Annotated in this window: 15 protein-coding genes; 13 read left to right on the top strand and 2 right to left on the bottom strand. The window is 34.7% G+C overall.

The window, feature by feature from the left end; genetic code table 11:
- Positions 1-283: 283 nt before the first annotated feature.
- Both rnjA and GSA01S_RS06320 read right to left on the bottom strand, forming a co-directional pair.
- On the bottom strand, positions 284-2,011 hold the full coding sequence (gene rnjA / locus GSA01S_RS06315; protein WP_066125910.1) for a ribonuclease J1: 1,728 nt from the start codon (positions 2,009-2,011) through the stop codon (positions 284-286).
- Between the two features lies 1 nt (position 2,012).
- Positions 2,013-2,228 (bottom strand): DNA-directed RNA polymerase subunit epsilon, encoded by a 216-nt coding sequence (locus GSA01S_RS06320; RefSeq protein ID WP_066125911.1) that lies wholly within the window; start codon positions 2,226-2,228, stop codon positions 2,013-2,015.
- A gap of 256 nt (positions 2,229-2,484) precedes the next feature.
- Here GSA01S_RS06320 and comGA point away from each other — a divergent pair, with 256 nt between their 5' ends.
- From comGA to GSA01S_RS06385, 13 genes are all read left to right on the top strand, one after another.
- On the top strand, positions 2,485-3,495 hold the full coding sequence (gene comGA, locus GSA01S_RS06325) for a competence type IV pilus ATPase ComGA (RefSeq protein ID WP_066125913.1): 1,011 nt from the start codon (positions 2,485-2,487) through the stop codon (positions 3,493-3,495).
- Positions 3,449-4,525: a competence type IV pilus assembly protein ComGB gene (comGB, locus tag GSA01S_RS06330; RefSeq protein WP_066125915.1), complete on the top strand. Its 1,077-nt coding sequence runs from the start codon at positions 3,449-3,451 to the stop codon at positions 4,523-4,525. The genes comGA and comGB overlap by 47 nt, the downstream gene beginning before the upstream one ends.
- A 17-nt stretch (positions 4,526-4,542) precedes the next feature.
- Positions 4,543-4,887: a competence type IV pilus major pilin ComGC gene (comGC, locus tag GSA01S_RS06335; RefSeq protein WP_157064784.1), complete on the top strand. Its 345-nt coding sequence runs from the start codon at positions 4,543-4,545 to the stop codon at positions 4,885-4,887.
- Positions 4,877-5,290, top strand: coding sequence for a competence type IV pilus minor pilin ComGD (comGD, locus tag GSA01S_RS06340; protein ID WP_169792681.1), 414 nt, complete (start codon positions 4,877-4,879; stop codon positions 5,288-5,290). Before comGC ends, comGD begins: the two co-directional genes overlap by 11 nt.
- Positions 5,271-5,603 (top strand): type II secretion system protein, encoded by a 333-nt coding sequence (locus GSA01S_RS06345; protein ID WP_066125921.1) that lies wholly within the window; start codon positions 5,271-5,273, stop codon positions 5,601-5,603. The genes comGD and GSA01S_RS06345 overlap by 20 nt, the downstream gene beginning before the upstream one ends.
- Before the next feature lie 13 nt (positions 5,604-5,616).
- Positions 5,617-6,000, top strand: a complete 384-nt coding sequence (locus GSA01S_RS06350; protein WP_169792682.1) for a competence type IV pilus minor pilin ComGF — start codon at positions 5,617-5,619, stop codon at positions 5,998-6,000.
- Positions 5,990-6,748: a hypothetical protein gene (locus GSA01S_RS06355; protein ID WP_066125925.1), complete on the top strand. Its 759-nt coding sequence runs from the start codon at positions 5,990-5,992 to the stop codon at positions 6,746-6,748. The genes GSA01S_RS06350 and GSA01S_RS06355 overlap by 11 nt, the downstream gene beginning before the upstream one ends.
- 249 nt (positions 6,749-6,997) lie before the next feature.
- Positions 6,998-8,059: an aminopeptidase P family protein gene (locus GSA01S_RS06360; protein ID WP_066125927.1), complete on the top strand. Its 1,062-nt coding sequence runs from the start codon at positions 6,998-7,000 to the stop codon at positions 8,057-8,059.
- Between the two features lie 60 nt (positions 8,060-8,119).
- On the top strand, positions 8,120-8,551 hold the full coding sequence (locus GSA01S_RS06365) for an Asp23/Gls24 family envelope stress response protein (RefSeq protein ID WP_066125929.1): 432 nt from the start codon (positions 8,120-8,122) through the stop codon (positions 8,549-8,551).
- Positions 8,520-8,990 carry a transcription antitermination factor NusB gene (nusB, locus tag GSA01S_RS06370; protein ID WP_245631284.1) on the top strand — a complete coding sequence of 157 codons (471 nt, stop codon included), beginning with the start codon at positions 8,520-8,522 and terminating at the stop codon, positions 8,988-8,990. The genes GSA01S_RS06365 and nusB overlap by 32 nt, the downstream gene beginning before the upstream one ends.
- Positions 8,991-9,351: 361 nt before the next feature.
- Positions 9,352-10,632: a serine hydrolase gene (locus GSA01S_RS06375; RefSeq protein WP_066125933.1), complete on the top strand. Its 1,281-nt coding sequence runs from the start codon at positions 9,352-9,354 to the stop codon at positions 10,630-10,632.
- Positions 10,633-10,867: 235 nt separating this feature from the next.
- Complete coding sequence (locus tag GSA01S_RS06380; RefSeq protein ID WP_066125935.1) at positions 10,868-12,334, top strand: DUF1538 domain-containing protein; 1,467 nt, start codon at positions 10,868-10,870, stop codon at positions 12,332-12,334.
- 19 nt (positions 12,335-12,353) lie between these two features.
- On the top strand, positions 12,354-13,346 hold the full coding sequence (locus tag GSA01S_RS06385; RefSeq protein WP_066125936.1) for a hypothetical protein: 993 nt from the start codon (positions 12,354-12,356) through the stop codon (positions 13,344-13,346).
- Positions 13,347-13,503 lie beyond the last annotated feature (157 nt).

Below are 13,503 nucleotides of genomic sequence, written 5' to 3' on the forward strand. Positions count from 1 at the left end.
CCGCACAGTTGGGAGTAGACCGCAAACAAGTCATTAAGACGCAGTTTGATGCCACTCAACCCCTGCGCTGTTAATTATCGAGCATTTACTTGACTAAGTTTATCAAGTTGATGCTCAGCCTCTTTAAAGGAGATATACTGATTCTTAAAAAGCATGGGTAGTTATCTGTTACCGCTCATGTGCATATAAAAAACCCCTTAAAAGTAGTATCAATTTTTGGTACCTACTTTTAGGGGCCTCTATTTTAATTAATAAGTATCTTTCAAAACGGTTAGTAAAATGATTAATTTGGTGATTGATTATTAGGGGTTACACGTTTTCGGACACCTTTATTAATATCTAATAAGATTGGTAAGACCATTGGTTTACGTTCAGTTTTCTCATGAATGAGAGGATAAATTGTATCAAAAATCACATCGCGAATCATTTTTTCAGTTACCACAGCACCATTTTCATTTAATCCACGGTTGATGGCTGAACGTAATTGATTTTGCATTTCATTGATTAAATCAATGGATTCACGCATATAAATAAAGCCACGAGACATAATATCTGGACCACTAATTAAGGCATGGTTTTGATAGTCGATTGTCGCAGTGACGATGATTAAACCATCTTCGGATAAAGTACGACGATCACGCAAGACGATACTTCCGATATCACCAATACCACTACCATCAACGTAAACATCTTGTGCTTGGAAATTACCTGCCACACGAGCACTATTTTGAGTAACTGCTAGCATATCACCATTGGCTAAAATAAAACAGTTTTCTTTTGGAATACCGGTTTCTTGTGCTAATTCAGCTTGAATACTTTGCATGCGATATTCACCATGGACAGGCATGAAATATTTAGGTTTCATTAGACGTAACATTAATAATTGTTCTTGTTGCCCACCATGTCCTGAGGTATGAATATTATTAATTTTACCATGAATCACATTGGCACCTAATTCAGTTAAACGGTTAATGACACGATTGACACTGATAGTATTGCCTGGAATAGGTGAACTAGAGAAAATTACCGTATCTTCCGGCTGAATGGAAATTTGGCGGTGTGTACCATTAGCGATACGACTTAAAGCGGCCATCGGCTCACCTTGAGATCCGGTACATAAAATAATTAGTCTATTACCGTCTACAGAATCAATGTTACGACCATCAACGAAAAGATCTTGGCCATCCGTTTCGATATAGCCTAATTCGCGCCCCGTTTTAATTGCCGATTCCATACTACGTCCAAAGACTGCGATTTTACGATTAGTTTCTTTGGCAACTTCGACAACTTGTTGAAGACGTGAAACGTTTGAAGCAAAGGTTGCGAAGATGACCCGTCCTTGAACTCCTTGGATAATATTTTTAATCGATTGGCCCACAATTTTTTCTGATTTTGTGAAAGTTGGGATTTCTGCGTTAGTGGAATCACCTAATAACACTAAAACTCCTTCTTCACCGATGCGAGCCATGCGATGCAAATCGGCTGGTTTGCCAACAGGAGTAAAGTCAAATTTATAATCCCCTGTAAAGACAATGTTGCCAGGAGGTGTCTTAACTACTACGCCATATGCTTCGGGAATACTATGGGTTGTCAGGTAAAAACTAACGGTCGTTTTTCTAAAGCGTAAAACGGTATTTTCGTCAATTTCAGTGATATTCGCATCTTTCAACAAACCGCGTTCTTGTAATTTGTTACGGATTAACGCACTGGCTAATTTACCTGCATAAATAGGAACATTTATTTGTTGTAATAAATAAGGAACGCCTCCGATATGGTCTTCGTGACCATGGGAAATAATTAATGCCGATACTTTATGTTTATTTTGTAAAATATATTGAAAATCAGGAATGACATAATCAATTCCCAATAATTCATCTTCCGGAAACATCACACCGCAGTCTAGTAGGATAATCTCATCTTGAAATTGGACACCATACATATTTTTTCCAACTTCGCCTAATCCACCTAGAGCAAAAATGCCTGTTTCGTTATTTTTTAGTGTCGTAGACATTCTAAAACTCCATTATTTTGAAATCAGGATTATGTTCGCGCTCATATTCTAAATGAGCTTCTGATAACTCCTGTAAATATTCAATATTGTATGGTGTATTCTCATCAAATTTAGCGCGAGCTTCCACAATATTATCTGCTTCGATATAAAGTGATTTAGTGTTTTCTCTTAATGGAACTTGGTTTTTAGTTTCTTGGTATGTTGCTTTAAAAATCATATGAATCTCCTTTTAATTTTTATTACTGAGTTTAAAAGTTTTCAAAACGTGCATTGCAATGAAATTTTATTGCGAATTGATCGTATAAGAACACGTAATTAATGGATAAAAACTGTTTAAACGGGCTATGCTATCAATATTTTATCATACTAAGTGAATTAAGTATAGAAACTTTAATTTAATAAAAGGCTTACTTAAAAAGTGTTTGATAATATTTTGCGTATTTAATGATGACCGGTCAAAGAGGTGGTAAGAAATGATTGAACAACAAGCGAAAATAATGATTGAAGAAGCATTAACTGAAAATACATCCGACATTCATATATTGCCAAGACATCAAGTGTATGCCATTTATTTTAGAGTAAATGGTGAAATGGTATTTCAAAGAGATGAAAGTGAAGCTTGGGGTCGTAAATTAATTAGTTATTTTAAATTTTTAGCTAATTTGGATGTAGGTGAAAAGCGTAAGCCACAGTCTGGTTCGATTCATTATCAAGTAGCAGGTGGTGCAGTAGAGTTGCGTTTATCGACCATCACCAATGTGAACTTATGGGAATCACTGGTGATTCGTTTAATTCGACAAGTAACGCATCATCAACAAGCACTGATGACTTATTTTCCGAATGAACTAGCACACCTAAGACAATTAGTGAGAAGAAAAAGTGGATTGTTATTATTTTCTGGGCCTGTCGGTTCAGGAAAAACAACGACTATTTATCAATTACTACGTGAGAGAATGAAAGAAGAACCACTGCAAGTGATTACCATGGAGGACCCTGTCGAGATTATCGAAGAGACCTTTTTACAAACAGAAGTCAATTTAAGAGCGGATATAGATTATGATGTCTTAATTAAAGCTTCTTTACGTCATCATCCTGATGTTTTGTTAATTGGTGAAATTCGTGATGAGATAACCGCCAGAATGGTAATTAGAGGAGCATTAACGGGCCACTTGATGATTGCGACGATTCACGCAAAAAATACTTTAGGTGTAATTGGTCGATTACAAGAATTATCAGTCAGTAATGAACAAATTCGTCAAACTTTAATCGGGGTTATTTCCCAACGATTGGTACCTTGCACATCTGTCCTTAAGCCCAAATTAGGAGGGCGAGCCGCTATTTTTGAAGTTTTAGCTGGTTCAACTTTGCAAGAGGTTTTATCACAAGGGGAGGCGAGTTTTCCAGAGATTAATGATTATTTAAGAAAGGCATGGTCATATGGATACATCACCAGTAAAAGCTACCATCAGTTTGAAGTGGTTTAAACGTCCTTTACCTAAAAAAGTGAAATCCAAGGACCAGGCACTCTTTTTGCAAAATTTATTTGAATTATTAACAGAAGGATTTTCGTTAAATCAAGCGCTAGTCTTTATGGAATTAATGATGCCTCAATATCGAGAGCTGATTAAAATTATAGTGCAATCACTAGAACAAGGTGCAGGACTAGAAAGAGGCCTTAGACAAATTGGATTTTCTTTGGATATTGTTGCGCAAATTTTTTATGGACAAAAACAGGGGCGGTTTTATCCGGCTTTACAAAAATGTTCGGAGTCTTTAAAGCTTCAAGCTGATTATCGTCAAAAAATAGTGAAGACCTTGACTTATCCGATCGTTATGTTTGTCTTTTTAATTGCGTTATTGTTAGGCATGAGAATATTTCTACTTCCCCATATTCTTAGTTTTATTTCAGTTGAAGTTTATCAAACCACGCCACTTATTCGTTTATTAGTTTTATTCTTTTCTTATTTACCTCAAATATTAATCAGTCTATTTGCTATTAGTATTTTGGGATATTTTTTTATTGATGTTTATTTACTCCGAAAAAGTGCGATGCATCGTTATAAGCTATTACTAAAAATTCCTCTGTTAAATAAATGGATTCGATATTATTGTACATATAAAGTAGCCCAAAATTTAGGTTATTTTTTAGAAGGCGGGTTTTCTTTACAGCAGACTTTTGATTTTATTGTACAATATCCGATTGATCCTTTTTTAACAGAAGTGGCGGCCTATTTAACAGAAAGTTTAAAAAAGGGAGAAGCGCTAAGTGAAAGCCTAGACGCTTTAAGACTATTTCAACCGGAATTAGGGATGATTGTGTATCAAGGTGAATTGACCAGTCAACTGTCTACGAAGTGTCTATTATTTTCAAATAAATTAGTGACCGAATTAATGGAAGATGTCGCTAAAAAAATTAATTATTTACAACCTATTTTATTTATTTTGATTGCGTTATTAGTAATGGGAATGTATTTGATGATGATGTTACCAATCTTAACGATGGAAGGTTTATAAAAGAAAGAGGTGGAAAAATGAAAAGAAAAATTACAAAACATTTAAGCAATCGCAGGGGATTTACGTTATTGGAAATGTTAATTGTCTTAATTATCGTTGGATTATTGATGGCGATTATTATTCCAAATGTTTCAGGGCAAAAAGAGAGGATTGAGACTCAAGCAACTGAGAATATTGCTGAAATTGTAGAGACACAAGTGAATACTTATCAGTTAGTTGAAAAGAGTGAGGATGCAACTTTGACACTCTTGGTTAGTGAAGGTTATCTGACGCAAAAACAAGCCGATGAAGCAGAACGTTTATTGGGTCTAAGTCCAGACGCAACTATCAGTGTGCCAATTATTAGTAATAGTGGACAATAATAGAGGATTTACTTTAGTTGAAATGTTGGTTCATTTAATAATAATTAGTTTTCTAATTTTAATTATTATAAAAATCCCTTATCATCAAATAGCGAATCAAATTGAAAATCGTTTGTTTGTAGATCAATTAGTAGCACAACTGAATTATACTCAACAAAAAGCCTTATTTCATAATAAACGTTATACGGTAACCTTTGATCAATCTCGACAAGAGGTACGCTTTAATGATCGCAACCTGCAACTACCTGAAACTTTGTATTTTAATCAAACTTTTATTTTTGATTATTTAGCAAATGGTCGGGTAAATCAATTTCGAACGGTTACATTGTATAATGACGAAGGTCCCCATGTTAAAATTGTCTTTCAATTAGGAAGTGGTAAATTTGTGGTACAACCAGAATAATCAAGGGTTCGCCTTAGTTGAAAGTATGGTTGCTTTTATTATCTTTAGTTTAATGTTGATGCTGTATTTACCGGCTTATCATAGAGAATTACAACGACTAGAAGAGTTAAAGTTAGTTGCTAACCAATGGCAACTATTGGACGATTTAATCCAAATGTCGCAACAACAACCATCGTTGGATTTAGATACGCGCATAGAGGCTTACACTCTTTTATATGAAGAAGGAGTCACATGGCAAGCTAATAATGGGTTTTATCAAATTGTATTTGACGGAGGCAATCAATATGAAGTCCAATTGCTCAATTTGCAATAATCGAGGAATGGTTTTGATTGAAGCATTAATTAGTTTGATGGTGATTAGTCTAATGATGCACGGTATCTATCAAATTATGAACAGTTATCAAAGGGTTCGTTTCGCTCAATCACAAGAATTATCGGCCGATGGCCACCAGTTTTTATCATTATTGGAAGCAGAGTTGCGACAATACCAAGTGGAAGAGGTGAAGCATAATACGATTAAGATGAAAAATGAGGCTGGTTATTATCAGGTTGTGTTAGAAAACAATAAAATTTATAAAAAGCCAGGACATCATCCCTACGCTTATCAAGTACAATCATGGGAACTAAATCAAAAAGGAAGTTGGATTGAAGTGATGGTCACCTATCAAAATCAACAAAAATTTTTCGGAATAGTAAAATATGAAGAATAATAAAGCATTGGCGTTGCCCATTGTGATAGTCTTTATGTTTTTATCTCACCTAACCTATATAAGTTTATTGAACTATAACCAAATTCAATCATTGCGTTACCGAGATATTGCGCGTTACTATCAAGGACAAAGTATGTTGACGATTAGTAATACTTTACTGGAAGAAAAGGATGGCATTCAACAATTAATTCAGCGATTAAAAGAAGTCATCGAACATCAAACCACTTATTTATTACCTAGACACGGGATCGTTATGGATGAAGCCGACTTTCATTCACAATTGACAATGATTCAAGTTGAAGAACAAGATTTACCCAAAATCCATATTATTTCTCATCAAATCTATATTGAAGAACAAGCTATGCAAAAGATAGAAAATGATGGGGGATTAGATGAATTATTAGTAGAAGGGGTGGTGCTATCTAATAAATTACCCCAAGCATTTGATGAAGCACCGATTCAAAACCAAGTGCAAGAACTATTACATTCTTTGAGTGAACTAGGGTGGGAGCAACAATCTAACAAGAGACGTAATTTTCAAGGACAACTGAACATTCAACCAACGCCTTATACCCAGTTTAACTTTAATATCGGACAAGTTAAGGTCAAAAACAATGCGGATGGTCGACAAGTTACGGTTTATGATAAAGCTGGCCATCAGCTTTATCAACAACAACAATTAAATGACAAAGTAGGCTTTTTAATACTATCGGAAGTGATAATATTGGAAGAAGTGATAGCTCCATAATATCATTATTAAATAATGTATAATCATCGAAAAAAGTGATAAGACTGTTAAAAATTTTTAGTAAAATAGGACAATGATAAAGCTTTTTATAGTTCGATACTTTTTGGTGTGGATGAACAGAAATTTCTTTGTTCATTCACACTTTTTTTTATTAATAAGCAAAGTCATGGAATTCTGATATAATCTAATTAGCGACAAAAAGTTAATTCTTTGATACAATATAATTAAATTATTTAGAGGGGTGTTCAGATGTCTAGAGTTGAACAATTAAGACAAGAATTAACGAAATACAATGCCGAAAGTATGCTGGTAACGAATTTAAAAAACGTTCGTTATTTAGCTAATTTCACCGGTTCAGCAGGAGTAGTATTCGTTACTCCTACCAACCAATACTTTATTACGGACTTTCGTTATACTACTCAAGCAAACGAACAAGCAAAAGGTTTCGAAATTATTATCCATAAAAACGGTGCGTTTAATACCGTGGCTGAAATTATCGAACAAGAAAATATTCAAACAGTTGCTATTGAAGCAGATGAAATGAATGTCGCTACTTACTTGAAATTAAAAGATTTATTTGACGCTGAGATGATTGAAACAGAATTATTATTAGAAACAATTCGTTCAGTAAAATCAGAAGATGAGATTAACATTATTAAAGAAGCTTGTGAAATAACGGACCAAGCATTCGAGCATATTTTAACCTTTATCAAACCAGGTGTGACAGAAATTGAAGTAGCTAATGAATTGGAGAGATACTTGAAATCTAAAGGGGCTTCTGCGATGTCATTTGATACGATTGTTGCCAGTGGATTACGTTCAGCCATGCCACATGGAGTCGCGAGTGATAAAGTAATTGAAGAGGGTGATGTGGTAACATTAGACTTTGGTTGTTACTATCACGGCTATAGTTCCGATATGACGAGAACGATTGCAGTTGGACATATCGATCCTAAAATGGAAGAAATTTATCATATTGTCTTAGAAGCTCATGAACGTGTAAATAGAGCAGCTAAAGCGGGGATGACAGGTAAAGAATTAGATGCAGTAGCACGCGATTATATTACTGAAAAAGGATATGGACCTGCATTTGGGCATAGTACAGGACATGGACTAGGTCTTGATGTACATGAACAACCAGGTATTAACTTCCGTAATGAACAACCATTATTAGTGAATCAAGTGATTACTAATGAACCAGGCATTTACGTAGAAGGTTTGGGCGGTGTTCGGATTGAAGATGACTTGGTTATCACTGAAGATGGAGCCTATGGTTTGAATCGTAGTCCTAAGAACTTGATAATTTTATAGCATTTCGATGGTATATCCGTTAAAATGGGGATAGCAGAAAGTAAAAGAGGAGGAAAGCATATGACAACTCATGAAAATGCTTCAATGAATACTCACGGAACCCCTCAATTGGGTGAAATTAACATTACAACATCGGTATTGGAAACTATTGCCGCTCAAGCAACTAAAAAAGTAGCGGGTGTTTATGTTAGTAAACAATCTTTCCAAAATGTTTCAGGGAGTTTCTTTAGTTTAGAACTTGAAAAAACAGGGGCGAAGATTAAGCGTCAAGACAATCATATTGCTGTCGATATTGATATCCGTGTAAAATATGGTTATTCGGTACCTGATGTAGCGATGAATGTTCAAGAAAGTGTTAAAGAACAAATTTTATTTATGACGGATTTAGTAATTGACGAAGTGAATGTCCATGTAATTTCAGTAGAAGCTGGACCAACAGGATCTGAGTTATTTCATTTAGATGAAGAAAATGGTGACACAGTTGACGAATAAGTTAAATAAAAGACGCCAAGTCCGTGAAAAAGCGGTCCAAATTTTATTTCAATTAGTAGATGCGCCTGATTATTTAACTGAAGAAGTTGCAACTGAATTTGCATTGGAAGCTGGTAATGATCCAGAAGCAGGCTTTGACGAAGTCGAAGACCAATACTTATTTGAGTTAATCAAAGGGGTCCAAGAAAATCGTGATGAGATTGATCAAACGATTGAAAAATACTTATCTGATTGGACAATTGATCGTTTAAATCGGATTGACTTAGTAGTCTTAAGAGTCGCACTATATGAATTAATGTATGTGAGTCGTGAAACGGTACCAGCTAAAGTAGCAGTCAATGAGGCAATTGACTTAAGTAAATTATTCAGTGATGAAAAATCGCGTCGCTTTGTCAGTGGTGTGTTATCTGAATATTTGAAACAAATAGAGGCAAAATAGAGTTTGGCTTAGTTGAAGTCGACAATATTTGCGTTGACGCATTCTATTGAAGAAGTAAACAATAATATGCATTGAAGATCAAAGGAAAGATAGCAACTTTAATGGTTGTTCTATCTTTCTTTTTTAGTTTATTAGATACAGTGAAGCACTGGCCGTTAAAATAAGATTGCGAATTACCTTGGTTATCAAAGAGTTAGGGCAACACGTTTGGCATTATATTTTTAACAGTCTATCGTGCTTATTTAATCTGTTCGATCAACTGATAAAAAATGAGTGAAAGAAAATAGTGTGAAGATAATGGTTTCTAATTGAATACCATTTCTTAATTCACTTATAATAGTATTACAAGGAGGATTGAAAAATGAAACAGAATAAAAAATCAGAACATAATCGAAAAAAGTTACATTTACGAATGTCGTTTAGTCCTCTATTAGGGACAGGATTGATCCTTGCGGTACTATTAGTGGCGATGCAAGTAGTGAATTCAAGTGGGAAAAATCCTATAAAGCAATTATTTTCAGAGAATCAAACTTCTATCAGTGAATCAGTGGTTAATAAATCGAGCAATACAGAAGAAACTAATTATGTCTCCTTAAAGTCTGACAACTTGTCATCCTTGAGTGAAAGTGAACCAGAAAAAACAGAAAATTCTCAGTCTCAAGTTGAAAGTCACCAGTCTGAAGCATTAACAGGATCAGAAGAGAAGGTTACGCATTCTATGGAAGAAGCTACTCAATCGGAAGAATCAATTGTAACAACGACATCAGCGCAAACAACTATTAGGGACTCGCATGAAGAAAAATCTAAAATTGTCGAAAACAAAAATAAACAACAATGGTTACCGAATATTAAAGTAGAAGGTATTTTTAATCCATTAATTTATTCATTAGACGGAGAATATAGTCTCTATTACCAAGCGCTTGATCACAAGACTAGTTCACAACCTTTAATCTTAAATAATCAACCAATGCGATCAGCTAGTATCATTAAACTTTTTGTCCTTGCGGCGCTATTTGAGCAAGTAGAAAAAGGGGAAATGGATTTAACAGAACAATATGCCTTAAAAGCAGAAGATAAGGTCTCGGGAACGGGAGATATTCAAAATATGCAAGATGGTACGGAATTAACCTTACTAACCTTAGCTGAGAAAATGATGACGGTTAGTGATAATACCGCAACTAATATTCTGATTAATTTAATCGGTGGTATAGAGAAAGTTCAAAGCATAATTGTGGAACTGGGATATTCTGATGTCCAATTAAAGCGATTGATGGTCGACCTTGAGTCATTAAAAGCCGGGGAAGATAATTATGTGACCGTAGAAGATGTTGGTCGAATATTAGCAGATATTTATCAAGAAAAATTAGTATCAAAGTCAGCTTCAAAAGAAATGTTAGCTATTTTAAAGCAGCAAACAGATCGACAAATGCTTGCACAAAATCTGCCGAGTGACGTTACTTATTATGGAAAAACAGGAAATTTTGAAGACTATGGTGTGCAAAATGATGCGGCCATTATTGAGACGCCAAATGGTGCCTTCATCTTAGTTTTCTTATCACAAGACGGCCAAAAAGAACAACAATTGAAAGTGATGAATAAACTAGGAAAAGTCGTAAGCGAACAATTCATTGAAATTGAATAGCACCGAGTAGAATATATCGCGAATGGGATTTGTATAGCATCATCACGATAGACACCGATGAAGGTGCAGTACATTTGATTCAATAAATGCTGTTATAAATATGTAAGCTTTTAGTCTCAACTAAAGTCTATTATCTGTAACAGGGTGTATTTAAGCATATTTCCGTTTGTTTGAATAGAATAAAATTGATGGTATAATATTATTAGTAAATTTTATTAATAAAGGAGGAATGTGAATGCTTCAGAAGTTAAAAGAGGTTATGATGGCAGTAATCCCCATCGCAATTTTAGTTGTTATTATTCATTTGTTTTTAACCCCATTAACGCAAAAACAATTTACACTATTTGCTATTGGTGTCGTATTAGTGCTGTTCGGATTAGCCATATTTTTACTTGGTGTTGATATTAGTATTTCCAGAATGGGACATATTTTAGGACATGGTTTAACTAAAACAGGAAATATCAAATTATTAGTTGCAGGTGGAATTTTGATTGGATTTATTGTCTCGATTGCTGAACCTTCTCTGACAATATTAGGGGATCAAATAGCGACAATGTCCAATCAAAGTTTAAGTCAGATGTTAGTCGTCGTTGTCGTATCTTTAGGTGTGGCGTTTTTTCTGGCTTTAGGGATGCTTAGAATTGTTTTTGCTTGGAATATTTCAAAAATAGTGACGATTTTTTATGTACTTATTTTTGTTCTTGCTATTTTTGTGGATGAAGCAATGGTGACTTTTGCCTTTGACTCATCAGGAGCGACGACAGGTGCGCTAACGGTTCCTTTCGTACTGGCATTAAGTGCTGGTATTTCTTCATTATCAAATGAAGAAATTGAACAAGATGATATGAGTTTTGGTTTAGTTGGGATTGCTTCCATTGGACCGATTTTAGCAATGTTGATTTTAGGTTTGTTTTCGAGACAATCTTTAGCAGGCCAGTTTATTGAACAAGAACCATTAGACCAATCGATTGCCCTAATTGTATGGGAATCCTTAAAATCTAGTATTGGTCAAATTGTAGTCGGAGTTATTCCTTTATTAGTTATTTTTCTTATTTACCACTATTTTATTGAAAAGCAAACACCTCAAACATTTAAAGATATTATGGTTGGATTAGGTTATTTAATGTTTGGTCTCGTACTATTTTTAACGGGTGTTTCGGCAGGATTTATGCCTATAAGTCAATATTTAGGCGGAGCTTTGTATGAATCGCAAGCACAGTGGGTTCTAGTGTTAATTGGCTTTATATTGGGTGTGATGGCGATATTAGCAGAACCAGCCATTTATGTTTTAATTAACCAAATCGAAGATGAAACCGGGGGCTCTATTTCAAAGAATTTAGTACTAGTGCTTATTTCGTCAGGAGTAGGCGTTGCGATTGCTTTAACTGTTTTAAGAATTTTAAATCCTTCTATGAGATTATGGCATATCTTATTACCAGGGTTTATACTTATTATATTGGTGTCACAAAAAGTGCCAAAATTATTTGTGGGGATGGGGTTTGATTCCGGTGGAGTAGCCAGTGGTCCAATGACCGGTACCTTTATCTTTGCATATGTTCAAGGAATCGCCATTGCTAGTCCGGTCTCTGATCCCATTATTGATGGTTTCGGTATGATTGCGGTAGTGGCCATGGTGCCTATTTTATTTATAGAAATATTAGGTTGGGTTTATCTTAAGATTGAACAAAACCAACAGGAATAATTTGAGGAGTAATGTATATATGACTAAAACGATTAAAGAAGATCCTATTTTATTAGCAATAGCGGTTCTGAATCACAATGAAGGTGTCCGCTTTGTCAATGAAGCGATAAAACTAGGATTAAATGGAGGTGTTATTAGTCCTGCAACGGGACTAATTGGCTCACCATTATTAAATTTATTATCTATTCGTCATGACCGTCGTGATTTTGTAATGATTTTTGAAAGAGAAAGTGTGTTAATTCCAGCCTTAAAGTCCTTGGTAAACACTTTTAAAATGGATTTACCAAATCATGGAATTGTTTTTGTTTTAAAAACTGGTTTCCAATTAAGTCGTGATTTCTTGTTGGAAAATAATGATTGGAATGAAACAGAAGCGGATTATCAATTAATGGTATTAAGTTTTAAACACGGTCGTGCCACAGAGATAGTGCAAAAAATTAATCAAGTTTCAACTGCAGGAGCAACAATTTTTACTGGAAAAGGTGAGAGTGTCCTTGAACGTCAACAAATGATGGGATTAGTATTTGCGCCACAAAAAGATGTTATTTTAAGTGTGGTTGAAAGTGATCAGGTGCCAGATGTTTTCATGGTGATGGAAAATTCCTATCATTGTACTCAAACAAAAGGAATGTCCGTGTTGAGTATTGATATCCATAACTTTTCACGAAATCGATCATTAACACCGATGAAGACGGATTCTGAGAAAGAAATTCTAATATCGATTGTCAGTGAAGAATTAGAAGAAGAGTATATTAAGATTATGAAAAAACATCGTATGAATGGTGGAACTAGCTTGAAAGGCCATGGATCGGTTTCACCAGAAATGATGGAGAAGATTTTTAATATTACAGTGAATCCACAAAAGAAAATTCTCTTTACTATCGATACCACGAAAAAGATTGAAGCAGCTTATCATGATATTTTATCGTCACCGAAAATGAATGAAGCGCATAAAGGTGTTTATTTAACTATTCCGGTACATGGGGTTTATGGTTTGTATCAGGAGGATTAAGCGATTAACACGGAAGTTTTCTCTGTTGAGTCCCCTCAACTTGAAGAAATAATAGTGAGAATCACTCCTAAATAATACATAAAATGACAAAGCTACAGCTGAAAATTTGGCTGTAGTTTTTGTGTTTCAAGCAGTAAGAGGCTGGGCATAAACTTGA

The sequence above is a fragment of the Globicatella sanguinis NBRC 15551 genome, from assembly GCF_001552295.1.
In the GTDB taxonomy this organism is placed as follows: domain Bacteria; phylum Bacillota; class Bacilli; order Lactobacillales; family Aerococcaceae; genus Globicatella; species Globicatella sanguinis.